This window comes from Aliivibrio salmonicida LFI1238, from assembly GCF_000196495.1.
GTDB lineage: Bacteria > Pseudomonadota > Gammaproteobacteria > Enterobacterales > Vibrionaceae > Aliivibrio > Aliivibrio salmonicida.
Map to the genome: position 1 here is coordinate 1,761,149 of NC_011312.1, position 26,383 is coordinate 1,787,531.

Annotated in this window: 24 protein-coding genes and 2 pseudogenes; 19 read left to right on the plus strand and 7 right to left on the minus strand. The window is 37.9% G+C overall.

Annotated elements, in window-relative coordinates:
- Window positions 1-7 precede the first annotated feature (7 nt).
- Window positions 8-283 (plus strand): DUF3081 domain-containing protein, encoded by a 276-nt coding sequence (locus tag VSAL_RS08820; protein ID WP_012550289.1) that lies wholly within the window; start codon window positions 8-10, stop codon window positions 281-283.
- Between the two features lie 2 nt (window positions 284-285).
- A complete protein-coding gene (locus tag VSAL_RS08825) occupies window positions 286-813 on the plus strand; it encodes a CIA30 family protein (protein ID WP_012550290.1) in 528 nt (175 codons plus the stop codon).
- A 36-nt stretch (window positions 814-849) separates the two neighbouring features.
- On the opposite strand, the gene VSAL_RS08830 is transcribed toward VSAL_RS08825, so the two are convergent.
- Window positions 850-1,515, minus strand: a complete 666-nt coding sequence (locus tag VSAL_RS08830; RefSeq protein WP_012550291.1) for a hypothetical protein — start codon at window positions 1,513-1,515, stop codon at window positions 850-852.
- Between the two features lie 359 nt (window positions 1,516-1,874).
- Here VSAL_RS08830 and VSAL_RS08835 point away from each other — a divergent pair, with 359 nt between their 5' ends.
- The 5 genes from VSAL_RS08835 to VSAL_RS08855 all read left to right on the plus strand — a co-directional run bounded on the left by VSAL_RS08835 (window position 1,875) and on the right by VSAL_RS08855 (window position 6,816).
- Window positions 1,875-2,294 (plus strand): Hsp20 family protein, encoded by a 420-nt coding sequence (locus VSAL_RS08835; protein ID WP_012550292.1) that lies wholly within the window; start codon window positions 1,875-1,877, stop codon window positions 2,292-2,294.
- A 214-nt stretch (window positions 2,295-2,508) separates the two neighbouring features.
- Entirely contained in the window at window positions 2,509-4,407 is a 1,899-nt protein-coding gene (gene dnaK / locus VSAL_RS08840; RefSeq protein WP_012550293.1) for a molecular chaperone DnaK, read from the plus strand.
- Window positions 4,408-4,601: 194 nt separating this feature from the next.
- Window positions 4,602-4,913: an IS66 family insertion sequence element accessory protein TnpA gene (gene tnpA / locus VSAL_RS08845; RefSeq protein WP_012549601.1), complete on the plus strand. Its 312-nt coding sequence runs from the start codon at window positions 4,602-4,604 to the stop codon at window positions 4,911-4,913.
- Window positions 4,910-5,257, plus strand: coding sequence for an IS66 family insertion sequence element accessory protein TnpB (gene tnpB / locus VSAL_RS08850; RefSeq protein ID WP_012548924.1), 348 nt, complete (start codon window positions 4,910-4,912; stop codon window positions 5,255-5,257). The genes tnpA and tnpB overlap by 4 nt, the downstream gene beginning before the upstream one ends.
- Before the next feature lie 71 nt (window positions 5,258-5,328).
- Window positions 5,329-6,816 (plus strand): IS66-like element ISVsa2 family transposase, encoded by a 1,488-nt coding sequence (locus VSAL_RS08855; protein WP_012549008.1) that lies wholly within the window; start codon window positions 5,329-5,331, stop codon window positions 6,814-6,816.
- Between the two features lie 57 nt (window positions 6,817-6,873).
- On the opposite strand, the gene VSAL_RS08860 is transcribed toward VSAL_RS08855, so the two are convergent.
- Entirely contained in the window at window positions 6,874-7,482 is a 609-nt protein-coding gene (locus VSAL_RS08860; protein WP_012550294.1) for a DNA-3-methyladenine glycosylase family protein, read from the minus strand.
- Window positions 7,483-7,674: 192 nt separating this feature from the next.
- Here VSAL_RS08860 and VSAL_RS08865 point away from each other — a divergent pair, with 192 nt between their 5' ends.
- Both VSAL_RS08865 and VSAL_RS23650 read left to right on the plus strand, forming a co-directional pair.
- Window positions 7,675-8,691: a J domain-containing protein gene (locus VSAL_RS08865; protein WP_012550295.1), complete on the plus strand. Its 1,017-nt coding sequence runs from the start codon at window positions 7,675-7,677 to the stop codon at window positions 8,689-8,691.
- A 131-nt stretch (window positions 8,692-8,822) separates the two neighbouring features.
- Complete coding sequence (locus tag VSAL_RS23650; protein ID WP_012550296.1) at window positions 8,823-8,993, plus strand: hypothetical protein; 171 nt, start codon at window positions 8,823-8,825, stop codon at window positions 8,991-8,993.
- A 92-nt stretch (window positions 8,994-9,085) separates the two neighbouring features.
- Here the strand turns inward: VSAL_RS23650 and aqpZ are convergent, their stop codons facing one another.
- On the minus strand, window positions 9,086-9,775 hold the full coding sequence (gene aqpZ, locus VSAL_RS08870) for an aquaporin Z (RefSeq protein ID WP_012550297.1): 690 nt from the start codon (window positions 9,773-9,775) through the stop codon (window positions 9,086-9,088).
- 648 nt (window positions 9,776-10,423) lie between these two features.
- On the opposite strand from aqpZ, the gene VSAL_RS08875 reads away from it, so the two are divergent.
- Complete coding sequence (locus tag VSAL_RS08875; RefSeq protein WP_129546047.1) at window positions 10,424-10,888, plus strand: hypothetical protein; 465 nt, start codon at window positions 10,424-10,426, stop codon at window positions 10,886-10,888.
- Window positions 10,889-10,937: 49 nt separating this feature from the next.
- Window positions 10,938-12,626 (plus strand): hypothetical protein, encoded by a 1,689-nt coding sequence (locus VSAL_RS08880; RefSeq protein WP_012550299.1) that lies wholly within the window; start codon window positions 10,938-10,940, stop codon window positions 12,624-12,626.
- Between the two features lie 329 nt (window positions 12,627-12,955).
- Here VSAL_RS08880 and VSAL_RS08885 read toward each other — a convergent pair.
- A pseudogene (locus tag VSAL_RS08885) lies at window positions 12,956-14,041 on the minus strand (type I restriction endonuclease).
- A gap of 418 nt (window positions 14,042-14,459) precedes the next feature.
- Between VSAL_RS08885 and sbcB the strand changes: the two are divergent.
- The 5 genes and pseudogenes from sbcB (at window position 14,460) to cdd (ending at window position 18,950) form a co-directional block, all read left to right on the plus strand.
- The gene (gene sbcB, locus VSAL_RS08890; RefSeq protein ID WP_012550300.1) at window positions 14,460-15,884 is read left to right on the plus strand and encodes an exodeoxyribonuclease I; all 1,425 of its coding nucleotides are present in this window, start codon (window positions 14,460-14,462) and stop codon (window positions 15,882-15,884) included.
- A 22-nt stretch (window positions 15,885-15,906) separates the two neighbouring features.
- Window positions 15,907-16,239, plus strand: coding sequence for a CidA/LrgA family protein (locus tag VSAL_RS08895; RefSeq protein ID WP_012550301.1), 333 nt, complete (start codon window positions 15,907-15,909; stop codon window positions 16,237-16,239).
- A 193-nt stretch (window positions 16,240-16,432) separates the two neighbouring features.
- Window positions 16,433-17,626 (plus strand): IS91-like element ISVsa9 family transposase, encoded by a 1,194-nt coding sequence (locus VSAL_RS08900; RefSeq protein ID WP_012548955.1) that lies wholly within the window; start codon window positions 16,433-16,435, stop codon window positions 17,624-17,626.
- Window positions 17,627-17,792: 166 nt separating this feature from the next.
- Window positions 17,793-17,891 (plus strand): annotated as a pseudogene (locus tag VSAL_RS23845) (CidB/LrgB family autolysis modulator); the annotation flags it as partial.
- A 150-nt stretch (window positions 17,892-18,041) separates the two neighbouring features.
- A complete protein-coding gene (cdd, locus tag VSAL_RS08905) occupies window positions 18,042-18,950 on the plus strand; it encodes a cytidine deaminase (RefSeq protein ID WP_012550303.1) in 909 nt (302 codons plus the stop codon).
- A 54-nt stretch (window positions 18,951-19,004) separates the two neighbouring features.
- Here the strand turns inward: cdd and VSAL_RS08910 are convergent, their stop codons facing one another.
- Window positions 19,005-20,171: an amidase family protein gene (locus VSAL_RS08910; RefSeq protein WP_012550304.1), complete on the minus strand. Its 1,167-nt coding sequence runs from the start codon at window positions 20,169-20,171 to the stop codon at window positions 19,005-19,007.
- A 218-nt stretch (window positions 20,172-20,389) separates the two neighbouring features.
- On the opposite strand from VSAL_RS08910, the gene purT reads away from it, so the two are divergent.
- Both purT and VSAL_RS08920 read left to right on the plus strand, forming a co-directional pair.
- Entirely contained in the window at window positions 20,390-21,565 is a 1,176-nt protein-coding gene (gene purT / locus VSAL_RS08915; protein ID WP_012550305.1) for a formate-dependent phosphoribosylglycinamide formyltransferase, read from the plus strand.
- 198 nt (window positions 21,566-21,763) lie between these two features.
- Window positions 21,764-22,954: an amino acid aminotransferase gene (locus VSAL_RS08920; RefSeq protein ID WP_044583262.1), complete on the plus strand. Its 1,191-nt coding sequence runs from the start codon at window positions 21,764-21,766 to the stop codon at window positions 22,952-22,954.
- 122 nt (window positions 22,955-23,076) lie between these two features.
- On the opposite strand, the gene VSAL_RS08925 is transcribed toward VSAL_RS08920, so the two are convergent.
- The gene (locus VSAL_RS08925; protein ID WP_012550307.1) at window positions 23,077-24,267 is read right to left on the minus strand and encodes a methyltransferase; all 1,191 of its coding nucleotides are present in this window, start codon (window positions 24,265-24,267) and stop codon (window positions 23,077-23,079) included.
- Between the two features lie 34 nt (window positions 24,268-24,301).
- Window positions 24,302-25,276: an HTH-type transcriptional regulator CysB gene (gene cysB / locus VSAL_RS08930; RefSeq protein ID WP_012550308.1), complete on the minus strand. Its 975-nt coding sequence runs from the start codon at window positions 25,274-25,276 to the stop codon at window positions 24,302-24,304.
- Window positions 25,277-25,553: 277 nt separating this feature from the next.
- Between cysB and VSAL_RS08935 the strand changes: the two genes are divergently transcribed.
- Window positions 25,554-26,318 (plus strand): hypothetical protein, encoded by a 765-nt coding sequence (locus VSAL_RS08935; protein WP_012550309.1) that lies wholly within the window; start codon window positions 25,554-25,556, stop codon window positions 26,316-26,318.
- Window positions 26,319-26,383 lie beyond the last annotated feature (65 nt).

Genomic DNA, 26,383 nt, shown 5'->3' on the forward strand with positions numbered 1-26,383 from the left:
GTTGCCTATGGACAACAAACTTACCACGAAAGACTTTCTCAGAGTATTCGATTGTATTCGTTCATCTGGCGACCTACTGGATGATAAATATTTCGTCGGCGAAGTGTATGCGTGGCATGATTACGATGGTTACACCTGCTGGTTAGGCTACAGAGATGTTACCGTCACGCTAATGTTCCATGGCTCACTTAAAATAGAATTCGACAAGTCATCAAACTACTCTGATTTTACTAAACAATGCTTGGCAATGATTACAGCAAATCATTATGATAAAGAGGGCTAAGCATGATTGATTTTACAAAGCCTACAGAGTATCAAAAGTGGTTAGCGGTAAATGACAACGTGATGGGCGGAATTTCAATGGGACGACTCACCTATGACGGTAAATCGTCTCAATTTCAAGGTGAATTGTCCCTCGTCAATAATGGAGGCTTCAGTTCGATAAAACGCTCAATTGAACCTCTCCCCAAAGAAATGAACACGGTCGAACTGATGTTCATTGGTGATGGACGCATCTACCAATTAAGGCTAACAACGTGGAAAGACGGATCCCCTATTCACTACAAACACGAATTTTCCACCACAAAGGGAAAGCCGCAGAAAAAGGTATTTAACTTAACAGACTTTCAGGCTGTCTTTAGAGGACGACTACTTAGTGATGCTCCTGAACTTGTTGCTGACGACGTCAAACAAGTCGGGTTTTTAATTGCGGATAAACAAACGATACCTTTTGCGTTGAACTTAAACCAGATTCAATTTAAGACGTTACCGAAACTCAATCAATGGATTAAACCTCAGTTACGCCACGCCTAATTCTCATCTTAATAACCGCAGTTATCAACGTTACATTCACTGTTTATCCTGAAAGGCTTCAATCGATACTTTTATAAACTGCTCTACTTTTTCATTTGGTGCCTCAGCCATGCTTTGTTGCGGACTATGCTTAAAATAAATCACATGGAGGCTGGAAGTAACATCAAAAGGTTCCTCTGGTTTCAATTCTTCCAATTTTATTCTGTCTCCAAGAAAGAAGGTATCTATTTGTCCAATCTCACCTGTATTCGTATTTAATTTAAATAGTCCCAAGTACCAAAATATTCCAGAACCTTGGTTTGAAACAGAAAATGGCGCAGAGAAAACCATTTCATCGTCAATATTGCCAAGATGTAAAGGGGTGATGTTATAGTAATCTAAACTGACTAAACCATGCTCATCACCATCTTGGTATTTCCCTGTAGCAAGATGAAGATCGTCATACTCTCTGAGATCGGTTAAAGGCGCTTTCGCTTCAGAATCAGGCAATTGGATCTGCCAGTCGCGATCGATATCAAAGCTAAATAACATTAGCATGACGTTATTCTTGGGATCTACGTTGTTTGTTGTATCAAAAGGAACGACTTGATCATCAGCTTGCACTACATAAATATCATCATTAGTGAAATTAAAACGATAAATCCCAGCAGCTACAACTAACAAAATAACAGTTAAAATCACCAATACTATTTTTCTTGTCATAAATTATCCTTACGTTTTAAAGATATTTTCAAAGTACAATAACGTTATCAACATTCAAAAACTAGCCATCACAAAAATAATCATTAAATTTTCTAATCTAAGTGTTGACACCCAAACCTAGGAAGCATATATTAATTACATGAATTGCCATTTGGAATTCATTGATAACTGGTTCGCCTTATACAGGGAACAAAACGTTATCAGATTGAAACACTCATACTGATAAAACAGAGATAAGGTTTCTACAATTTAACTGTTGAACCATATGTCATTAATGAGTCATATACAGACTCTGAATATGTGTTCTTTCTCTTCGCTTAGTGCGTCGAGAACTATTGCTTATTTAAAAGGATAGTATTATGCGTAATATCGACTTCTCTCCCCTATACCGTCATGCCATTGGTTTTGATCGCCTGTTTAACCTTGTAGAGAACAGCGCTAACAAACCATCTCAAAGTGGTTACCCACCCTATAACATCGAACAGAAAGACGAGAACAACTACCGTATTACAATGGCTGTTGCTGGTTTCTCTGAAGATTCGTTAACGATTTCTCAAAATGAACATATGCTGATTGTGTCAGGTGAAATTACCTCATCTGAAATAAAACCCACTTACGTCTATCAAGGCATTGCAGAGCGCAACTTTGAACGAAAATTTCAACTTGCTGATTATATGACTGTTTCTGCCGCAAGCATGGAAAATGGATTACTTCATATCGATCTTGTTCGAGAAGTACCAGAACCGATGCAAGCACGTAAGATTTCAATCAACAAATAACACCCATTATCGCTAATCTTAGGCAGTAATAACGCATTGTATTTACTATTAAAATACAGCGCTCACCTATTTATTAGCGGTAGTAAGCATCATCATATTTCATTGAGAACGGCGTAAACCCGTAAATTAACGCTAGATTTACGCCGATAAAAAACATCTTATTTAAAATTATTTGCATTAAAATAACTAATGCGAATCAAAAGGAAAAATTATTATGGGTAAAATCATTGGTATCGACCTAGGTACAACGAATTCTTGTGTTGCTGTTTTAGATGGCGACACTCCACGTATCTTAGAAAATGCGGAAGGCGAACGCACAACTGCATCGGTAGTTGCCTACACAGATGGCGAAACACTTGTAGGCCAACCTGCAAAACGTCAAGCAATTACTAACCCACAAAATACATTATTTGCGATTAAGCGTCTTATCGGTCGTCGTTTTGAAGACGAAGAAGTACAACGCGATATCGAAATCATGCCGTACAAAATCGTTAAAGCTGATAACGGTGATGCTTGGGTTGAAGCGCGAGGCCAAAAAATGGCGGCTCCTCAAGTGTCTGCTGAAATTCTGAAGAAAATGAAGAAAACAGCCGAAGATTTCCTAGGTGAAGAAGTCACTGGTGCCGTAATAACGGTTCCTGCTTACTTTAACGATGCTCAGCGTCAAGCAACGAAAGATGCAGGTCGTATTGCCGGTCTTGAAGTGAAACGTATCATCAATGAACCAACAGCAGCAGCGCTAGCTTACGGTCTAGACAAAAAAGGCGGAGATCGCACTATCGCAGTATACGACCTTGGTGGTGGTACCTTCGATATTTCAATTATTGAAATCGATAATGTTGATGGCGAGCAAACTTTCGAAGTGTTAGCGACAAACGGCGATACTCACCTAGGTGGTGAAGATTTCGATAACCGTATGATCAATTTCTTAGTTGACGAGTTCAAAAAAGAACAAGGTATCAACCTTAAAAATGATCCACTGGCTATGCAACGAGTGAAAGAAGCGGCAGAAAAAGCAAAGATTGAATTGTCTTCAGCTCAACAAACGGACGTAAACCTTCCTTATGTTACGGCTGATGCAACGGGTCCTAAGCACATGAATGTTAAAGTGACTCGTGCAAAACTCGAATCTCTAGTTGAAGACTTAGTGGTTCGTACGCTTGAACCGCTAAAAGTGGCTCTAGCAGATGCGGGTTTATCAATCGATGGGATCACTGATGTTATTCTCGTTGGCGGGCAAACACGTATGCCTATGGTTCAAGCTAAAGTGGCTGAATTCTTTGGTAAAGAAGCGCGTCGTGATGTAAACCCTGATGAAGCCGTCGCAATGGGTGCAGCCGTTCAAGCTGGCGTATTGTCTGGTGATGTTAAGGATGTACTTCTTTTAGATGTTACTCCTCTTTCTTTCGGTATCGAAACGATGGGTGGTGTTATGACGAAGCTTATTGAGAAAAACACAACAATCCCAACTAAAGCGGATCAAACGTTCTCAACGGCTGAAGATAACCAAAGTGCGGTAACAATCCACGTACTTCAAGGTGAGCGTAAGCAAGCGACCTACAACAAGTCTCTGGGTCAATTTAACCTAGAAGGGATCCAAGCAGCACCGCGTGGCATGGCACAAATCGAAGTCACTTTCGATCTAGATGCAGATGGTATCTTAAACGTATCAGCAAAAGATAAAACAACGGGTAAAGAACAAAAGATCACTATCCAAGCGTCTGGCGGTCTAACACCTGAAGAAATCGAAGCAATGGTACAAGAAGCCGAAGCGAATAAAGACGCGGACAAAAAGTTCGAAGAATTAGTTGTTGCTCGCAACCAAGCGGATCAGATGATCCACGGCACTAAGAAACAAGTTGAAGAAGCAGGCGATGCACTTCCAGCTGACGAGAAAGAAAAAATCGACGCGGCAATCAAAGCACTAGAAAGCGTTAAATCTGGTGATGATAAAGACGCAATCGATACGAAAACTCAAGAGCTAGGTCAAGCAGCACAAAAGCTAATGGAAATCGCTCAGCAAAAAGCCCAAGCACAACAAAGTGCTGAAGCAGGAGCACAACCCAAGCAAGAAGATGATGTCATTGATGCTGAGTTTGAAGAGGTAAAATAATACCTTAACTCAACATAAAGGCTCACTAAACAAGAAGTGAATTTAGGGCGTATAGAGGAAACTCATACGCCCTTTTTCTTACCGATCAACCTACTCCCCACCACAAAAACGCCGTAAGCGTGCGGGGAACTACACCTAACAAATAAAATTCATTATGCGTATCTTACGATCTTTCATTTAACGAGAACGTAATTATGCAAAAAGATAAAAAGAGAACACCAGAGCAATGGCACGCTCTATTTGAATCTCAGCAATCTAGCAAGCTTAGTGCCGCTGAATTTTGTAGTAACCATAATATTCTGCCAAAGACATTTAGTGCACGTAAAGCACGATGGAAACAAAAGATTAACGCTTCTACTTTCTTGAAAGTAGAAGCGTTAACATCAACTATCATCGCCACTCCACAATTACCAGATATTCAACTTTCTATCGGAAAATTGCGATTAACATTGCCAGCTACTGAACCTCACTGGATAGGACTCTTATTAAAAGGGTATCAATCATGAATGTATTTACTGATGTTTCCACCATTTATCTTCATCGTGATTTTGTCGATTTTCGCAAGGCCATTAATGGCCTTGTCGTGATTGTTGAGCAAGAAATGCAACTATCACCGTTTAGTGATGCTCTATTTATATTTTGCAATAAGCCTCGTGATAAACTCAAAATATTGTATTGGGATAAAACAGGATTCGCTTTATGGTACAAGCGATTAGATGAAGACCGCTTCAAATGGCCACGAAATATAAATAACGATACGTTAGCATTATCAGAGCAGCAACTGACACTGCTATTACAAGGTTTTGATATCTTAGGACATCAACCGGTACATTATCAAACAACCCTTTAAATAGTTGATTCTCAGTCAAGAATAGGAGGCAACCGATTGATTACCTGTATTATCGTTATATAGTCATCTACATGACTGATAAAATAAAACCACTTCCTGATACCATTGACGAGCTGAAAGCACTTGTGCTTCAGCTTGAAAATAAATATAACCGTCTTCTAGAGCAATTTCGACTGGCTCAACATCAGCGCTTTGGTAAAAGCAGTGAATCTGACTCGACTCAATTTGATTTATTCAATGAAACAGAAGAAGAAATCATCATTGAAAATGATGACACACAAACGATTACCTACACTCGTCAAAAGCCAAAACGCCAACGCTTACCTGAAGACTTACCGCGTACTGTTATTATCCACGACATAAAAGATAAAACTTGTAAGTGTTGCGGTCTAGAGATGCATGCGATGGGTAAAGACATCAGTGAAAAGTTGGAATTTGTACCAGCTAAAGTGGAAGTTATTCAACATGTTCGTCCTAAATATGCTTGCCGAAATTGTGAAAAAAACAATACTTCAGTAGACATTAAACAAGCCCCAATGCCAGCGTCACCAATCCCTAAAGGGATTGCGACCGCAAGTTTACTTGCTCAAATTATTACGGCTAAATTTCAATACAGTCTTCCACTTTATCGTCAAGAAACGTTATTTCAGCAATGGGGTATCATTATTGGACGGCGAACGATGGCGGATTGGTTAATAAAATGCTCGGTACTATTTACCCCTCTTAATAACGAGTTACATCGTATTTTGCTTGAACAACCCACTCTGCATTGTGATGAAACAACGGTAAATGTGTTGGATGTTGAAAAAGCAAAATGTTATATGTGGGTCTACTGCTCTGGCTATGATTCTCCAGGCTCTGGTGTTTTGCCTGGAATTGTACTTTATGATTATCAATCTAGCAGGCATGGCTACCATCCAGTTAACTTTTTAAAAGGTTATAACGGGTATTTACATACCGATGGTTACCAAGGTTATGAACAAACTGAAGCGATTTTAGTTGGCTGTTGGGCACACGCACGTCGACGATTTATTGAGGCTCAACGTGTTCAAGTAAAAGGGAAAACAGGGAGTGCAGATTGGGTATTGAGTAAAATCCAAAAGCTATACCGGATCGAATCGTTATTAAAAGAGGCTTCCCCTGAAGCCAAGTATGTTGCTAGGCAGACAGAAGCCCGCGATTTACTTAAAGAGCTCCGTGATTGGCTTGATAGCGCAGTTAGTCGAGTATCACCTAAAACAAAATTAGGTGAGGCGATTAGCTATACATTAAATCAATGGGATAAATTAGTTCGTTATATTGATGATGGATTGTTATCTATTGATAACAATCGAGCAGAGCGAGCGGTTAAACCGTTTGTTATCGGCCGGAAAAACTGGTTATTTTCGGGTTCAACGGCTGGTGCAGATTCAAGTGCAATGCTTTACAGCATTGTAGAAACAGCAAAGGCAAACGGATTAATCCCTTACGATTATATTAGGTATTGTCTAGATCGTTTATGTGTTGGATCGCCAGATATCGATTCACTTTTACCTTGGAATGTAAAAGACAAGGTGTAGTTCCCCGCACGCTTACAAAACGCCCACACTTAGTAGTCCTATTGTTTACTTGGAGATTTAGGCATCTTGATGATAATACTGCCAAAGAAATAACGAGCCGACACTTCTCCATGGTTGCCAATGCCCTACCATTTCTCTCGCTTGTTTTGGTGTTGGTTTATCAGTAAGTCCTTTCAGTCTTCCTAATGCTATCAATACCCCTAAATCATCAGCGGGAAAAATATCTTGTCGTCCTAATGAAAACATCAAATAAATCTCAGCACTCCAACGACCAAACCCCTTTAAACTGGTTATAGCACTGATAGCATCTTCATCACTTAATGACTCTAAGCCATCAATATCAAGGTTTCCCGATTGAACGGCTAAGGCTAGCCCTTTTGCATATTCAATCTTACGCCAAGATAAACCAACATCACGAAGGTTTTGCTCTTCAATGCTCAAGAGCCTTTCTGGAGTGACCTCTTTTAATAACGCAACCAAACGACCCATTATCACCGCCGCCACTTTAGTTGACAGTTGTTGGCTGACGATAATAGATAAAAAAGCCTCAAATCCATGAGGGTTCACTCTTGGCGATGGGTAACCTTGAGTTTTTACTGCGGCTTCAAGATCTTTATCTATCAGACAGAGTGCTTTTAATCCCTGCTCTATTGTCTGCTCATCCATACTGACTCTACTCCTACATTGCCGTTAGATTGTGTTTTTCTTAAAGAAATACATTACCATAGCCTTCCATCAATGGTTGATAATCCTAAAGCGATAAATGACATGCCTCCTTACTTATCCTTTTATCTTTACTTTCCTATCGCCCTATAGCTACACTGTTGCCGTCTTTTTATTGTTAATAATTTTATATTTATGATCCGTTCAATTCTACTTACTGTTGTTTTACTGCTTAGTTTTACCGCCCATGCTGATTCTCTCGAAGAAAAAGCTGAATTAGGTGATGCTCGCGCACAAGTTAAATTGGCTATGGAATATGAAGCAGGAACAAACCGGCCTATCAATATTGATCATGCCATTCAATGGTATAAACAAGCGGCGATGCAAGATAACACCACAGCACAGTTTAACCTTGGTCAGATCTATAAGAACGGCTATGGCATTGCTCAAGATTCCAAACAAGCAATTTATTGGTTTACTCGTGCAGCCACACAAAATCACCCGCCTTCTCAATTCTATTTAGGTGAGATTTACGAATACGGCTTAGCAGGCAAAGTCGATTTATATAATGCCTCTCTGTGGTACCAAATTGCCTCTCATAATGGTCACGGTGAAGCCATGCTTGGTTATAAACGTGTGCTAGCCGAATTAGCCGCACAACAGCATAATCCTAAGACCACTAAAGAAATTGCAGATCCGACACTCGCAGAGCCAATAGCACCTAAAGTTGCCGAACTTACTCCAGAACCAAAAACAATTATCATCACACAAATGGAAAAACCAACCAGATTGATCATGTTGGCCGGTTATCTGTTAATTTCAATCATGCTCGTTATTCTTGGATTTTTACTCATAAAACTAAGACGAACATTCCTATTACAAAAAAAGAATGTACCTACGAACAGCACATTTGAAAAAACGCTCCATAATGAAAAAATCAAACATCTGCAAGACAGCAACGACAACCTTAAAATCCGAACTGAAGCACAAGAAGTCACCATAAAACGGTTAAGCATTGAACTTGATGCCTCAAAGCAAGCTTCATTCCCCCACTTTACTCCTTTTCAATTATTAGGGGTTGTTTCTTCAAGCTCTCTTGATGATCTTAAAAAACAATACCGAAAATTAGCTCAACTCCACCACCCCGATCACGGAACCGATGGTGTGATGCTTACCGAAATTAACAAAGCGTATCAAAAGATTAAAAAATGAAGCCGACGATAAACACATAGGTTCCTTTACAAACAATAAGTTCTCTATATAATGCACCACACTTTCACATGTTAAATAAATGTAAAATATAATTCATGTGAAATTCAAAGAATAAAAAAAGAGAAGGTATTATGTTTAACTTAGAAGGTCACTGTGACTGGTGTAAAAAGCCAGCAATGGTTTTACAGCATCAATATTGTGACGGTGCGAAATACTACGCGTGTGTGGACTGCAATGATTACGCTAAAATCGATATTCGAGAATACGATTTAGCTGAAATGGAACAGATGAATCAAAAGTAACGTGCAGAAAATAAGCAGTAGATATAAAAATGCCGATGATAAACATCGGCATTTTTGTTTTTACATATTACATCTAAAAAGTACGTTCTAAATTATGCTTCTTCTTTAGCGATTACTTTGTAGATTAACGCACCCAATATGGCACCTACAATTGGAGCAACCCAGAACAACCAAAGTTGAGATGTAGCCCAATCACCAACATAAACTGCAACAGCAGTACTACGCGCAGGGTTAACAGAAGTGTTTGTTACAGGAATACTGATTAAGTGAATAAGTGTTAGACACAAACCAATCGCAATAGGAGCAAAACCTGCTGGAGCACGGCTATCTGTCGCACCCATAATCACAATTAGGAACATCGCAGTTAAGACAACTTCGATGATAAGTGCTGACATCATTGTGTAGCCACCAGGAGAATGTTCACCAAAACCATTTGATGCAAAACCACCCGCTAAATCAAAGCCAGCTTGACCACTTGCGATTAAGTATAAAATACCACCCGCAGCAATCCCGCCTAAAACTTGTGAGATAATGTAAGGAACGAGATCTTTTGCATCAAAACGTCCGCCAACCCAAAGGCCTATAGAAACGGCAGGGTTTAAATGGCAACCAGAAATATGTCCAATAGCAAATGCCATCGTTAATACTGTTAGACCAAACGCAAGTGCGACACCGACAAAGCCAATACCTAGCTCTGGAAAGCCAGCCGCCAATACTGCACTACCACAACCACCTAGCACGAGCCAAAACGTGCCTATAAATTCTGCCATATATTTATTCATAATTATCCCTATATCCTTATTATTACTTGATTTAAATGAAAATTTTTATCTCGAACCAAGTTCTTGTTCAACATAAATATAGGTTATGATTTGCAAATTAGACACCTAAATATTTCAAATTATTTCAAATTATTTCAAATTTGCATTTTTAAGACACGATTTTTAAAGATGGAACAAAAATTACCTTTAAATTACAACAATTTGCTTAATCATTAACCTACGAGGATTATGATCTCGCCTTCATATCAATTCAATAATCCCTTTTATTTAGTTTATTTTTCGAATGCCTTGCGATTACATGCGGATTCAAAACGTAAAATGATAGCCTTTCTGTGGTTTTATATCGCAATACTATCTATTTAATAAATGGAACATCAATCAAACAAAGCCCTCTGTAAATTTTCATCTCGCTTATTCTTCTAATGCCTTGCGATTATGTGATAGATCTCTGATAATTAATGCATTGCTATTAATTGGACACATTTATGCCGCAGGATAACGCACCAAGTTTCTTCTTCTTTGGTTGTGAGCCATAAAAATTAATATGTTGATGTATAAAGAAAAATAGTAGAATCAATCTAAGCTAGGACGCACTCAGGACACTTTAGTGTATAAACTTCATAGCAATCTAACAAAAGAAGTATGACATTGAATAAAACTATAGATATCTTTAAAGACCTTTATCTAGGAAGTTCATTTGATTCCTATATCCATTTACTTAGAGGCAATATTTTTTCTCATCTTACAGATACGATTGCTATCTTTGCAGCTTTAGCAGCTATCGCATTGCCACTTGCCCAGCAGACTTTTCAATGGGCTTCTGAAAAATACAAATCAGACCATTTAATAGACTTCATAGAAACAAATTCACCTATTCATCCAAAGTTATTAAACAAGAGTATATTCATATATTTTATATGTATACTTTGTTACAAAGTGTTAACTCCACTTTTTAATGACTTTTTCTTCATTATATCCACAGTTATTATCCTCATTACATTTATAATTATCATTAATATTTCATTAAGATATTTAAGTTATACTTATGATATGTCTAAAGGTATTAAAGGTATTAGAAAAAATAATATCAAAAAATATAGACCTAAAAAATGAAACATATTCAAATTTAGAAATTTCCATATTAAGCGATTATGAATCCTATATGATAGCATCTGACTCTTCATATTTAGATTTAAGTGATAATTTTACTGATCTTGGATTTAGCATTATTAATAATCAAGAATCAATTGATACAAACATCATAAATACATACATTAATGGTTTAGAAAAAATATTATGTTCCACCCCTATTTTATCTAACGACGATAAGTACAAAAATGTGGCTTGTTGGTATATACATTTTGTCCAGGGACTAGTTGTAAAGGAAGAAAAATATTCATATCTTTTAAAATCAATATGTTATATAGTAAATAGTATTGAATCTCGAAGAACTGACAATTACAAACCTTTACTTACTGGCCGTATATATATGAACTTTACATATATAACAACTTGGCCTAGCGGTCTAGGTAAAGCTCTAATTGAACATTTCAATCAGCTCACAGATATATGCATTGATAGTGATAATAAAGATAGCATCGTTAATTTATATAGCGAATTAATATCCAGTTTAGGGTTTGGTATTATCACTACAAATGAACTTATTTATTACTTTAACGATTATAAAGTTAATAACCATGAATATTCAAAATTAATCGAGTTATCAAATTACATAGAAGAAACATTAAATAATGAAAGTTTAACTTTTGATTATAAAAAAATAAAAGAAATAGCTCCGGCGTCATTTACCCAAAAAAAAGGTGATGATGATGACATATTGAAATCATTTGAAAATAAAATAAATGATTATAACTTTCAAAAAATGGCGTTCAAAAACATACACATTTTCATTTCAAAGATATCTAAATATGATACAGGATTGTTAATTGATATTTGCGAACTTAAAAACCCAATGTCATCAGAAATAAACATGCTAACATGTGAATTACTGCCAAATAGTATTCAAGATATTTTCAACTCATTAATATCACTAGATCGCGATGACTTATTAATGTCTCGCACAGGTGAAATGCATAACCAATACCTGATTAAGGGTTTATCTATGCTATTCATATATAAGGTGTGTGTTTTAGTAAAAGATGACAGCAGTACCATTAATTTAGATTTCATGTCAAAATATAAACTAAGTGATTTAGATAAAATAAACAATTTACTTAAAAGTATTTCAGACATAACAAGTCACTTAGTTAACCATCAAAAAATCAATGACTTATGCCTACTCCACTCTCTAGCTATGGATAAGGTAAAAGATAAAAGAATCGAAATAATTGAGATAATTGAGATAATCAGCAATGGTATAAATAAAAACATCGACGAGTTAAAGTCATCTGGTAAATTGAGTCATGAAAAAATCAATACATTTTTAAATTCATTTCCAAAAGATAAAAATGTCATAGAAAATCATGAACCACTTTTAAAGAAATTACTAATTTCAAAAAATGCAAAATTCAAACACACATCTAGCTTTAAACGCACTACTTTCATTGATGATCCAAGAGTTCATACGATTTTTGATAACATTGGACAATCTGTTATTAACGGTCATTTTGACCTTATATATAATTACATATATGAAAATACTGAAAGTTTAAATGCTGATACGACTTGGCCGATTAATTACCAACGATTAGTTCTTTTACCATGGCAGCAAATTCAAGAGCTAAAAAAATATGGTTTTAGCTTCAAAAATAATCACATCTACTGGCCGGATGGTTCATCATCACCATATAAGCAAATTCAATCTAGCAATCAAACAATCAAACAATTGTAAATATACTTCCAAACGAGACCTTAGTTAAGATCACATCTCTTTTATCACCTATATTTCAAGTTAGTTATATCGATAAAGGTCCTAAGATAGAATGGGAGACACTTATGCATATTATGCCTGCAAAATATTAACCGTTACGCATCACGAAAAGGTCAAAATAATGCGACCGCCATCAATATTACTAGCCTGTTGGTGGTGACCATAGAGCCCGAAAAATTTTCATTCCTCGGGGTGTCCCCCCGTAGGTAAGGATTTAGGCTCTAGAAGAACCTATTAATATCAAATAAAAAATAGGGAGCGTTTAACTCCCTATTTATCTTTTATTTGATCTACTCAAATTTAGATGCGGTTTCTAGTAATAACTCAGTGTGAATGAATAAATCATCTAGGCTATCGATAGGATGGCGAATTTCTTTTCTATCTTCCCCTACAACCCCTAAGTACTTTTGCTTTGCATTAAAATGTAAGCGACAAAGTGGCTTTCGGTTATTATCATCAAGTAATATACCAAAATAACTTTGTGTATCTCTGTGAGTAATACGAGATACATCCAATTTACTACGAAGAATCGCTTTTATAATATTAAAACCATCTAGCTCATCTTGTGTTGTTAATATTTTACTTTGTTCTTCTACTTCAACAGTTTCTTCTTTAATTGGTTCTTTACTATTAACAGATATTTTATCAATTTGACGTTCTTCACCACCAAGAGCTGACTTTAAACGATAGTTAATACTGTCATTCAAGAATTGCTTTAAAGCTTTTGTTGTAATTTCCATAAATTGGGCTTTAACTTTTGGCGTTTGAACACCGTCGTAAACTTTAGACGTAAAGAATTTAACAAACTCTTCATCAGGATCTGTAAACTGCTCTGAAAGTACTTTTTTTATCGCATTCAAATATTTCAACTCACCAGCCGCACCAACAACAGAATCGACATCGAAAGTTGATTTAGTTAATTTTTTGATCTCAGGTACTATATGTTCATCAAGATCAGACATATTTAATGTTAAAAATGGTTTTTCATCCATTTTATTTGGAGCATCAAGATCTGTATAAAACTCATAAATATCACCATTTGTAAGAATTGCGATACGAGCATTAGTCACTGAAAAATATCTAAATAATTGATTCGCATGTTTCGTCGATAATTTATCACCGAATTTCTTACATTCAATTAATATTTAAACTTCGCCATCTTTTAATAGTGCGTAATCAACTTTTTCCCCCTTCGTTGTTCCTGTATCTGCAGTAAACTCAGGAACGACTTCTCTTGGATCGAATACATCGTAACCAAGGACTGAATGAAGAAACGGCATAATTAATGCGTTTTTTGTTGCTTCTTCTGTTTCTAATGTTGCACCTACTTCACCTATTTTCTTAGATAAGCTTTGCAAGCGTTCAATAAAATCCATAGCCATTACCTTTTATTATTAATATGTTAATTATCTATTATGACAAGAATTGTTTATTTTTCCTGTTACATAGATCATAAAGAAGACGGTGTAATTCACATCAGCTTACAATACTTAAATTAAAGCCAACCAGTTAGCAACAGCAGAACAACTAACTATGTCTTCTTCAATTTAGGCACTCCAACTTAAATATGACACCGAACGTGCTTGTTACAATATATAATTGTACTTTCCGTAATTCTTGCATCCTAATGATAGCCTTTATGTGGTTTTATATCGCAATACTATCTATTCAATAAATGGAAATTCAATCAAACGAAGTCCTCTGTAAATTTTCATCTCGCTTATTCTTCTAATGCCTTGCGATTATGTGATAGATCTCTGATAATTAATGCATTGCTATTAATTGGACACATTTATGCCGCAGGATAACGCACCAAGTTTCTTCTTCTTTGATTATGAAACATGGGGAACAAGTCCCTCTTTAGATCGCCCTTGCCAATTTGCAGGTGTGCGAACCGATGAAGACTTTAATATTATTGGTGAGCCATTAGTCATTTATTGTCGCCCTCCTATCGATTACTTACCTTCTCCTGAAGCGTGTTTGATTACTGGCATTACTCCGCAAATGGCGGTCAGTAAAGGTCTGTCTGAGCCTGAGTTTATTGCTCAAATCCATAACGAGCTATCAAAACCAAACACCTGTTCTTTAGGTTATAACAACATTCGTTTTGATGATGAAGTTTCTCGCTACACCTTATATCGCAACTTCTTCGAACCGTATGGTTGGAGCTGGCAAAATGGTAATTCACGCTGGGATTTACTTGATGTGATGCGTGCTGTTTATGCGCTACGTCCTGAAGGTATTGAATGGCCAAAAGACGAAGAAGGCAAGCCAAGCTTTAGATTAGAAAAACTCTCTCAAGCAAACGGCATTGAGCATGAAAACGCCCATGATGCGATGGCCGATGTTATTGCGACAATTGAGCTCGCTAAAGTTGTGAAAAAAGCACAGCCTAAAATGTTTAACTACCTACTTTCTATGCGCCATAAAAAGAAAGCGGCGACATTAATCGACATTATTGAAATGACGCCATTGATGCACGTATCTGGTATGTTCGGCGTCGATAGAGGAAACATCAGTTGGATTGTGCCTGTTGCTTGGCATCCAACCAACAACAATGCGGTGATCACGATTGATTTAGCGTTAGACCCTGCGGTTTTTCTTGAGCTAGATGCAGAACAATTACACCAACGTATGTATACCAAGCGTTCTGAATTGGGTCCTGATGAATTACCGGTCCCTGTTAAGCTTGTTCATCTTAACAAATGCCCTATTCTTGCCCCAGCAAAAACGTTAACGGCTGAAAATGCTATCGCGCTTAATGTTGATCGTGAAGCGTGTTTGCGAAACTTGAAAGTGATTCGTGAAAACCCAGAAATTCGCCAAAAGTTGATCGACTTATACAATATTGAACCTGGCTATGAGAAATCGTCAAATGTAGATACTTTACTTTATGATGGCTTTTTCTCTCATGCAGATAAAACAGCCATTGATATGATCCGTCAATCAACGCCTGAACAGCTTATTGATTTTGAACCGAATGTGAGTGATCCTCGTATCAAGCCATTATTGTTCCGCTATCGTGCTCGTAACTTCCCGCACACGTTAAATGAATCAGAACAACTACGTTGGCAAGCGCATCTACAAGATTATTTTGAGACGCACATGTCTGATTACGAAACACGCTTTGAAAGCTTATACCTTGAGTCTGAAGGTAATGAGAAAAAGACTGCGATTCTTCGCGCCGTTTATAATTACGTACAACAGTTAGTATCATGATTAAATATATTTACTCTTTTGCTTGGATCTTTGGATCTTTGCTTCTTTGTTTGCAGGAAATGGCATTCAATCTTGGTTATCCATATCGGTACCTGGCAGCATTATTGGGATGCTGATATTATTTACCGCCATGGTGGTTGGTGTCTGTAAGCCAGATTGGACGGCCACTGGCTGTCAGTTCTTTATGCGTAATATGTTAATCTTATTTATTCCAATTTCGGTTGGTTTAATGACGCATTTCGATTTACTGCTGACCAATGCAATACCCATTATTGTCAGCACTGCTGGTGGTTCGCTATTAGTGCTCGTTTGTCTTTCATTATTTATTGATCGCCTTGAAAGAGGTAAGCACTAATGTGGGTAATTCTGACTGTTATTGTTTTCTATTCTGCTCGTTGGTTTGCAAAGCGCTACCCTCACCCATTAAATAACCCTCTATTGTTGAGTGTTATTCCTATTTTAATGGCATGAACAATAGGCGCCTACGGCGCAAATCAAAAGGACTCAACCTCTTCCATTGTTGCCAATAAATCGTTTATCCTATCGCCATGCACGCATATAAACCCCTGAAACAATTATTTAATAGTCAAAATAACTGGCTTAAATTTCTTCATAATAACAAAGCTAACCTAAGAGCGGTCGTGATTGAAAATGTCACAAAGATGCTGTCCTGTGGGACAGCGGCTTTTGGCTCTCGCGAATATCATTGTTGCAACCCTGACTGTACCCATATCAAATATATTCACCAAACCTGTAAATCTCGAGCGTGCAGTAGCTGTGGCATGAAAGCCACAGAGCGATGGATACAAAAGCAACAACATGTCTTCCCTGAATGCGAATATCAACACATCACCTTTACCCTTCCAAACACGCTATGGCCTATCTTTCGTCATAACCGTTGGCTGTTAAATAAATTATTCAAATGTGCTGCAAACATTCTGCTGGGATGGGCAAAAGATAAAGGAATAGATGTCGGTATCTTTTGTGCTCTTCATACTTACGGTCGAAAACTGAATTGGAATACGCACTTACATTTATCGGTCACTCGTGGGGGAATTTGTGAACGTACCGGTTTATGGAAACCCATTTACTTCCAAATGAAAACGACAGAGCCTTGTTGGAGAGCGGCTATCGTCAGTTTATTGGGTAAGGCTTATTATGAGCTTGATTTATCAAGCGAAGAATGCCCCTATATCCGTAATAAAACGGATTGGTCACGCTTTTTAAGCAGTCAATATAATCGTCGTTGGAAGCTTCATTTTGCTAAAAAGACAAATAATGTAAAACCGACGATGAACTATCTTGGTCGGTATTTAAAACGGCCCCCGATTTCAGCGTCACGTTTAAGTCATTACGCCAAAGGCGGAATGATAACGTTTAATTATTTAGACCATCGAACAGGAACAACAGACAGCCTAACATTATCACCAGAAGAGATGATAAGACGGATAGTAGAGCACTATCCTGATAAACATTTCAAGATGATCCGATACTACGGTTTTTTATCAATGCGTCGTCGTGGAGAAGCTCTGCCTAGAGTTTATGCAGCTTTAGGTATGACAATAGAAGCTGAGCCGAAAATGCCAGGGTATGCCGCAATGTTAAAAGGATATGTAAAAGTAGATCCGTACGAATGTATTTTATGTGAAAGTCGTCTGGTGTTTACGAATTTCCGAGTCGGAAATTCGGTCAATGATTTAGTCACCCATGCGATAGTTCAGTCAGAATTGAGGGCAGCATAATAAGGTTTGTAGGATAAGTGTATCTAAAACTCATGAAATAGGGCTAAAACAGTTATAAAATCCCCGATAATTATATTTTCGATACCTTTTAAAAAAACAGCGATGGTGAAATTGGCTTTTTTAGACGGGCCAATGCTAACTCAGCAACATTCAAATTCCTTACCTTCAAGATGCGGCATTTAGCTCGTTGGCCTTGGTTATCTGCGGGATAATAACTTCGCTTGTGGCTCCAATCATTTACTCATTAATGCTAATGATGCAGTAACTACTGAGTAAAATATCATCAAATATGGTGTGACCTCTCTCTCAATGATGTAATTAATGAAAAATTGCATCATTGAGTGTGAGATTGATCTATGTTTCATTTCTTATTCCCTCTAAAATGATCCCATAAAACTTAAGAAGGATCATACAAATGACCACTCTACATAAGAACGCCCTACAACAACGCTTACAAGAAGCCATGGATACCCTTCCTTCTTCTCTTAATACAGCGATCGCCCCTTTAGTTAATGAGCAATTCACTGGCGTTATCACTCAAGATCAATTCCAAGCATTATTGGCTCAAAGTCAATTAACGGATAAAGAATTAAGATTAGCGCTGCTTCCTTTAGCGGCGGCATTTTCTGTTGCTCCTATTTCTAATTTCTATGTTGGAGCGATTGCTCGCGGCACCTCTGGACACTTATATTTTGGTGCCAACATGGAATTCAGTAATGTTCAATTAGGCCAAACTATTCATGCTGAACAATCTGCAATCAGCCATGCATGGATTCATGGTGAAACAGGGATTTCAGACATCACGATCAACTTCAGCCCATGTGGGCATTGTCGTCAATTTATGAATGAGTTAACAACGGCCGATTCATTAATGGTGCAATTACCAGAACGTGATGAAAAATCTCTGCAAGCGTATTTACCAGAATCGTTTGGTCCTAAAGACTTAGGTGTTGAAGGTGGTTTGTTAGCCACAACATCACATAAACTGAACTTTGAATCGACATCTCCATTACTAATGCAAGCATTTGATGCTGCAAATCGTAGCCACGCCCCTTATTCAAAAAACTTTAGTGGTGTCGCTTTAGAAATGAATAACGGTAATATCTACCACGGTATGTACGCGGAAAACGCAGCATTTAACCCGAGTTTACCCCCACTTCAAGTCGCATTAATTCATGCAAATATGTCTCGCGAAGCCTTATCTGAAATCAAAAAAGCGGCATTGGTTGAAGATCACAAAGGGGCAATCAGTCATTTAGCGATTACGACCTGTACTCTTAAAGATCTGAGTCCAAACATGATATTAGAATACGTGTCTTTATAGATTTTGACTTAAAAAAATAGAGGATGCATCAGCCTCCTCTATTTTTATCTCTGTTTATTGGTTCCCTTTCCATCGAATAGCCGCATCAATTAGTTGTCTATCCATTCCTTTTTTACCGATTAATGACACTCCCCAAGGTGAGTTATTCACAGTAAACCACGGAAGATGCAATTGAGGTAAATCAGCTAAACTGGCTAATGATGTGTATTTTAATATCAATGAGTTAAGTTTGTATAACTGCTCATCCGTCGCCGTTTCTGGTGGGGCAATGTTAGCGGTCGTTGGCAGTAGCAACAGTGTTTTTTCATCTAAAAGTGACTCTAAAACCGATTTAACAAGATCCCTTTGTTCTAGGGCAATTCGCTCATCTTTATACTTTAATGAAGATAACCATTTCAATTGCATTTTAATTTCATTACTGAGCATTGGGTGGTTTTTTTCAACCCACGGTTCTATATTACGTAGCCCTCTTGTCGCGGTAATGACTTTAAAACTTTCGGCGGCTTTCATGGTTATTATTTTACTGATCGCTTTACTACGAACGACTTTATAATAAGGGGATGCCTCAAGTAATTGTTCTAGTTTTACCTTTGCTTCTTCTGGAACATCAAGAAACAAGCTGTCTAGCACGACAATGCGATCGACCGTCATTAATGGAGACATCGGAGTTAATGTCGTCGCGACTTTTCTAATGTCCGACAAACTCTTAGCAACCCAGCCTAAAGAGGTTTCTTCTTTTGCAATGCAATAAACCCCTTTCATATTCGCGGCATAAGAAGACGATTTAAAACCATATAAACCAGCGTATACCGCAGGGACTCGTATTCCACCACTTAAATCCGTGCCTAAGCCGATATCAGCCAATCCATTCGCGACCGCCGCAATGGCTCCGCAAGATGACCCACCAATTAACCGCCCTTCACTGTTTGGGTTTTTAATCGCAGCGTAATGTGGGTTATTACCATGAAGTCCAAAACCAAACTCATCCATTTGAGTTTTACCCACAAATATTGCCCCTTTCTTTAATAAAAGATCCACCACTGGCGCGTTATCTTTGGCCACTTTCTGTTGCGCTAACCATACCGGATTACCTAAGCCATTTGGCGTATCTTTAATATCAATACAATCGCTTACAACAAATTTCTTATTTTCTAAAAGTCCATAAAAAGCCCATTGCTGTACAGGTCCTGAGTGAGGCACATAAGTGGTTTGAACATCCATAATGAAGTACTGCTGCTAATATAAAAAAAATAGCATACCAGTAGAGGTAGTGAATACAACCCAAGCGATTCACTGTATCAACAAACAAATCAGTAGTGTGAACTCTCTTCCACATTGATGCATAAAAGACCAATAAAAAATTAAAAGCAATCGTTTGCGTATCTATCTAATTTTAGTATGATAGCGGCATATTTCACTATCTATCATGAGAATTCATTATGTTTGGTACTGCTCTATCGTCTTCAGCTACAAAAGTATTATTGCTTGGTTCCGGTGAATTAGGCAAAGAAGTGGCTATTGAATGCCAACGCCTTGGTTTGGAAGTTATTGCGGTTGATCGCTATTTAAATGCCCCAGCAATGCAAGTCGCACACCGTAGCTATGCCATTGATATGTTAGATGCTGATGCACTTCAAGAAGTCATTGAAAAAGAAAAACCAGATTATGTCGTGCCTGAAATCGAAGCCATTGCCACAGACAAACTCGTTGAATTAGAAAAACGAGGCCTTAACGTTGTTCCAACCGCTAACGCGACTAAATTGACCATGAACCGCGAAGGCATTCGTCGATTAGCCGCTGAAGAATTAAAATTACCGACGTCTCCTTATCGTTTTGTAGACAGCTATGAAGAACTGGTCGACGCCGTTAAATTTGTAGGTATGCCGTGTGTAATTAAGCCGGTAATGAGTTCATCAGGCAAAGGACAAAGCGTCATCAAGACCGAGGATGATATTAAAACCTCATGGGACTACGCGCAAGATGGCGGACGAACGGGAGCAGGTCGCGTTATTGTTGAAGGTTTTGTGGATTTTGATTACGAAATTTCACTGTTAACTATCCGTGCGGTTGATGGCATTCATTTCTGTGATCCTATCGGTCATCGACAAGAAGATGGTGATTACCGCGAGTCTTGGCAACCTCAAGTAATGACGGAAGCGGCATTACAACAAGCACAAGACGCGGCAGAAAAAGTCGTTAACGCATTAGGCGGTTATGGTTTATTTGGTGTAGAGCTCTTCATTAAAGGCGATGATATTTATTTCAATGAAGTCTCACCTCGCCCACATGATACTGGATTAGTAACGTTAATCTCTCAAGAAATGTCTGAATTTGCTCTGCATGTTCGTGCGTTTACGGGAATGCCCATCAATAACATCGTTCAATATGGTCCTTCTGCCTCTTCTGTGATCTTAGGTCAAGGTACCTCTACAAATATTCGTTTTGATGGACTGGCAGAGGCATTGAGCCAACCACAAACTCAAATAAAATTATTTGGTAAACCTGAAATTGATGGGCGTCGTCGCTTAGGGGTCGCCATAACACGCAGAGACAATCTTGAGTCAGCAATTGAAGATGCTATCGCAGCGTCAAACAAAATTAAAATCAATTACTAACCTTGCTTTCATTCAGCAGAACGGTATTTAAAATGCCGTTCTGTTGTCATTTATTACCATTCTGCCTCTCTTTTTCCTTTTTACGATTAAAAATCACTTTTTTCGTTATCTAATCGTTGCAAACTTACAAGGTAAACGGGTATAAATAACTAAACCGTTCTTAAACTTTTTATTTTAATCTCACCATGGATGATGACTATGTTTGAAAAAATCTCTGCCGCTCCAGCTGATCCAATTCTTGGCCTAACTGATGAATTTAAAAATGACCCTCGTGCTGAAAAAATCAACTTAGGTGTTGGTATTTATAAGAACGAAGCGGGTCAGACTCCAGTATTGAAAACAGTAAAAAAAGCAGAAGCTGTATTGCTTGATACTGAAAAAACAAAGTCATATTTAACCATCCAAGGTACTGCAGAATACGGCCTAGCCGTTCAAAAACTGTTGTTTGGCAATAACGCTGATGTCATTACAGAAAAACGCACTCAAACAGCACAAGCGCCTGGTGGTACTGGTGCACTTCGTGTAGCTGGTGAATTCATTAAACGCCAATTAGGCAATGTGAAAATTTGGATCAGTAACCCAACATGGGCAAACCACATTGGTGTATTTACTGCTGCTGGTATCGAAACTGCACAATACAGCTACTACAACGCAGAAACTAAATCGAAAGATTTCGCTGCAATGATGGCAGATTTACAACAAGCAGAATCTGGTGATGTTGTATTACTGCACGGATGTTGTCACAACCCAACAGGTATTGATCCAACAGATGCTGAATGGGAAGAACTAGCAAAATTATGTGCAAATAAAGGATTATTACCACTGTTTGATTTTGCGTACCAAGGTTTTGCTAAAGGCGTTGAAGAAGATGCTTCTGGTCTTCGTACTTTTGCTCAATACTGCCCAGAATTACTTGTTGCGAGTTCGTTCTCTAAAAACTTCGGTTTATACAATGAACGTGTCGGTGCATTTACGCTGGTAGCTAAAGACCCTGAAGTTTCTGTTACTGCGTTCTCACAAGTGAAAGCAATTATTCGCTCTATTTACTCTAACCCACCAGCTCATGGTGCCGCTGTCGTTACTTACATCTTAAATGATGATGCGTTGCGTACTGAGTGGGAACAAGAAGTACAAGAAATGCGAGCTCGTATTCAAGAGATGCGTACTCTGTTTGTTACCACTCTAAAAGAGCAAGGCGTAGACGCTAATTTCAGCTTTATTGAACGTCAAAATGGCATGTTCTCTTTCTCTGGTCTGTCTAAAGAACAAGTGAATCGCCTAAAAGATGAGTTTGCAATTTACATCGTTGGTTCAGGTCGAATCAGTGTTGCTGGTATGACGAAAGACAACATGCTGCCATTATGTAAAGGCATTGCCGCTGTTCTTTAAGTCTAGCCGATAAGTAAATATCAAAAAAGGCGCTAAATACGTTTGTGTAAACAAGGTATTCAGCGCCTTTTTTTATTATCATTCAACCAATAAAAATGAATAGCTAATGACAGGAGTGGGGCTCACCCTAACTTTGCTTGGATCACGATATTTCTTGGCGTTTCTTCTTTCAAACAAAACTCCCCAATTCTTACTTGATAACCTGACTCTTCTAAATACAACGCTCTATCAAAACACAACCACATTTCTAATGGTCTTTTAAAAAGATGTTGAACAAGGTCACATTTTTCCATCAGAATAAAAGCAGCCTCTCCTTTCTCTAACCAGATTGAATAATCAATATTATCCATCAGCTTAATGCTTTTGTGCGCCGCAGCCCAATGACAAAACGCTTCAAACCCTTCGGCAAGTAGTGATTTTTTAATACTCGGAACCGTAATATATTCCGAACTTCCTGTTACCCATTTTTGTAATTCATTAAACCCTAAACGAAAACACATCTCTTGTTCACGATGATGTTGCGTTCGCTTCCCTGCAACCACCGTTTCTTGCAATGGTAAACGCAAATCAACGCGGCTTAATCGTAATAATGAATCTTGAGCAGAGAAAGATAATGGGCGGTATTCTTCATTTTCAGTTAAATGAAAGCAGCAAGGCGCAATCGTCAATGCCTCAATGTTATTCTCTATGCCTGCTTCGATTAAACTCAAATGCAAATCACCACAAGCATGCAAAGCAACCGCATGTTGTTGAGGTTTAATCAATGAATATGCTTGTTTAGATAACGCATCCCCTTGAATAAAACGCATAGAAAGGGAATGACCGTCTGCATAATGTTGGCCACTATCACAGAGCTCTTGTTGCCATTCTAATGTAGTTACTTTTTTATTCGTTGTAGAGCTTAATACTCTACCTAAATAGCCTTTACCACCGCACCACTCTAGCCATTCAGACTCTGGAGAGTAAAAATCAGAACTTAACGCACTTAAATTGGTTATTTGCTGCCACTTACGACCATTTATTCCTGAATTAAATCCTTTAGGTATGCATTGTGATGGCGCAGCCAAAAGAGGAAATTGAGTAAAATGAGATAATTCCGTTACTTCAGGAATATAGTGAGATAATGCAAGCGCAAGCGCTAAGGGGGTGTTTTTTAGGTGTCCTATTTCTTCTAAAGAAAGTGACTCTAGCCATTCAATAAGTGCTGGGTACGATTCTCTCCATGGATAATCAGCGCAATGAAACGCAGAAAATTGCCAAAAAAAGACCGTCTGAGTTAACAAACGGTCGATATGTAAAAACTGAGATTGCATCCGATGACACCCTAGAAATTAAATCGAGGCGATCTTAACGGACAGGAAGGTTAATGTCTTTAAACATCTCTTCTATTTCATAATTATTTTTAAGCATGGTTGCTTGCTCTACGATTGGGCGAGTGAGATGTGGTGCAAAACGTTCCATAAAGTCATACATATAACTCTTTAGGAATGAACCACGCTTAAAGCCAATCGTTGTTGTACTTGCATCAAATATATGACTTGCATCTATAGCAACTAGATCAGAATCTCTTTCAGGATCCATTGCCATGCTTGCTATAACACCAACACCAATACCTAAACGAACATAAGTTTTAATGACATCAGCATCGGTAGCCGTAAAGACAATTTTAGGTGTTAACCCTGCTTTATTAAACGCACTGTCTAACTCCGAGCGTCCAGTAAAACCAAACACATAAGTAACCAATTCATAAGCAGCAAGATCGTGAACTGTCACGTGTTTTTTCTGTGCCAGTGGATGATCCTTATTTACTACTATCGAGCGGTTCCAGTGATAACAAGGCAACATAATGGCATCGTGGTATAAATGAAGCGCTTCTGTTGCAATTGCAAAATCCGCCGTGCCTTTTGCAATTGCATCTGACATTTGCGTTGGCGTGCCTTGGTGCATATGCAAAGAAACTTGAGGATAACGAGAAGTAAAACCTTTAATCACATCCGGCAAAGCATAACGAGCCTGAGTATGCGTCGTCGTAATGTTCAACAACCCTTTCTCTGGGTGAGTATGCTCACCAGCCACCGCTTTGATACTGTCAACTCGAGATAAAATCTCGCGAGATATTTTTACGATCTCTTCACCCGATGGCGTAACTCGAGTAAGGTGCTTGCCACTTCGTTCAAAGATTTGCACACCCAGTTCATCTTCTAACAATCGAACTTGCTTACTAATACCAGGCTGAGAGGTATACAAAGACTCTGCAGTTGAAGACACATTAAGGCTGTGATTAACCACTTCAACAATGTATTTCAGTTGTTGTAATTTCATTATTTTATTCCTGTAATCCTTTACATCGAAAATTATGTCACTTATTCGATATAGTTATATCCTTATTTAGTCCTATTTTCAAAGCCTTATCAACTTTAATTTTTGTTTAATAACAATTCATTAAAGAAATACCATCCCATGTCGATAAATCTTAATGTACTCCTAGTATCTAAAAGCCCTTTGCGCTAATTTGTTATTTGGAGTTAGCCGCCTTCTATTCATTTAGTTTACAAGGTGTTACACTGGCAACTATTACTACTGGATGTATGATTAAACTATGAATATTGCTCTTATTGTTGGACTGTTTGCAATTCTACTAACCTTGATTATTGGCTATAATGTGATTGTTCAGTACAGAACAAAAATTGAATCCGCTAAAAAACAAGAATCTGCAAAACACATGATGATTATTGATTCTACCGAAGAGTTAATCAGTAATGCCCACCATTTACCTTACAGTAAAGAGTTATTAGTCTGCTTAAATCAACGAATTCTAGACGCTTTACGCTCAATTGCTGAATTATCACCCACTGATCGTTCATACCCTGCACGCATTGAAAACATGGAACAACAACTTCAACAGCTAAAAACAAATTATACTGGCGGCGACAGCACGAATTTCAAAGTGCCAAGCAATGATAAACAAGCCATCGTTATGTTGAAGTTAGTTAAACGCTTACGAGATACGCTTCGTGCGGAACATAAAAAAGGCCGTGTAAATACCCAAGTCTTTGTTGCTGAAAACGCACGTCTTGAATCAATTCAAGTTCGAATTAATATCGAAAACGTAGTAAAGCGAGCCAAAGAAGCAACTCAACGTGGCCAAGCAGGTACTGCTCGTCAATTACTTAAAAAAGGGATTGATGCCCTATCAAGTAAAAATGATGGTTATTCAAATAAAGCACGAACTCAACTGCAAGATATGCTTGATGAATTGAATAACAAAACAAAGAGAAAACAAGATAAAGAACTTCAAGACCAATTAGATAAAAATAAAGATGATGAGATTGATGTCTTATTTCAACCGAAAAAGAAATGGTAATAACCACACGCTAATTGCCTAAGCATACATCAAATAAAAAAGGTCGCACAATGCGACCTTTTTTA

Coding starts and splice junctions, on each gene's coding strand:
- VSAL_RS08820 (WP_012550289.1), top strand. CDS start 8: ATGGACAACAAACTTACCACGAAAGACTTTCTCAGAGTATTCGATTGT.
- VSAL_RS08825 (WP_012550290.1), top strand. CDS start 286: ATGATTGATTTTACAAAGCCTACAGAGTATCAAAAGTGGTTAGCGGTA.
- VSAL_RS08830 (WP_012550291.1), bottom strand. CDS start 1,515: ATGACAAGAAAAATAGTATTGGTGATTTTAACTGTTATTTTGTTAGTT.
- VSAL_RS08835 (WP_012550292.1), top strand. CDS start 1,875: ATGCGTAATATCGACTTCTCTCCCCTATACCGTCATGCCATTGGTTTT.
- dnaK (WP_012550293.1), top strand. CDS start 2,509: ATGGGTAAAATCATTGGTATCGACCTAGGTACAACGAATTCTTGTGTT.
- tnpA (WP_012549601.1), top strand. CDS start 4,602: ATGCAAAAAGATAAAAAGAGAACACCAGAGCAATGGCACGCTCTATTT.
- tnpB (WP_012548924.1), top strand. CDS start 4,910: ATGAATGTATTTACTGATGTTTCCACCATTTATCTTCATCGTGATTTT.
- VSAL_RS08855 (WP_012549008.1), top strand. CDS start 5,329: ATGACTGATAAAATAAAACCACTTCCTGATACCATTGACGAGCTGAAA.
- VSAL_RS08860 (WP_012550294.1), bottom strand. CDS start 7,482: ATGGATGAGCAGACAATAGAGCAGGGATTAAAAGCACTCTGTCTGATA.
- VSAL_RS08865 (WP_012550295.1), top strand. CDS start 7,675: ATGATCCGTTCAATTCTACTTACTGTTGTTTTACTGCTTAGTTTTACC.
- VSAL_RS23650 (WP_012550296.1), top strand. CDS start 8,823: ATGTTTAACTTAGAAGGTCACTGTGACTGGTGTAAAAAGCCAGCAATG.
- aqpZ (WP_012550297.1), bottom strand. CDS start 9,775: ATGAATAAATATATGGCAGAATTTATAGGCACGTTTTGGCTCGTGCTA.
- VSAL_RS08880 (WP_012550299.1), top strand. CDS start 10,938: ATGATAGCATCTGACTCTTCATATTTAGATTTAAGTGATAATTTTACT.
- sbcB (WP_012550300.1), top strand. CDS start 14,460: ATGCCGCAGGATAACGCACCAAGTTTCTTCTTCTTTGATTATGAAACA.
- VSAL_RS08900 (WP_012548955.1), top strand. CDS start 16,433: ATGCACGCATATAAACCCCTGAAACAATTATTTAATAGTCAAAATAAC.
- cdd (WP_012550303.1), top strand. CDS start 18,042: ATGACCACTCTACATAAGAACGCCCTACAACAACGCTTACAAGAAGCC.
- VSAL_RS08910 (WP_012550304.1), bottom strand. CDS start 20,171: ATGGATGTTCAAACCACTTATGTGCCTCACTCAGGACCTGTACAGCAA.
- purT (WP_012550305.1), top strand. CDS start 20,390: ATGTTTGGTACTGCTCTATCGTCTTCAGCTACAAAAGTATTATTGCTT.
- VSAL_RS08920 (WP_044583262.1), top strand. CDS start 21,764: ATGTTTGAAAAAATCTCTGCCGCTCCAGCTGATCCAATTCTTGGCCTA.
- VSAL_RS08925 (WP_012550307.1), bottom strand. CDS start 24,267: ATGCAATCTCAGTTTTTACATATCGACCGTTTGTTAACTCAGACGGTC.
- cysB (WP_012550308.1), bottom strand. CDS start 25,276: ATGAAATTACAACAACTGAAATACATTGTTGAAGTGGTTAATCACAGC.
- VSAL_RS08935 (WP_012550309.1), top strand. CDS start 25,554: ATGAATATTGCTCTTATTGTTGGACTGTTTGCAATTCTACTAACCTTG.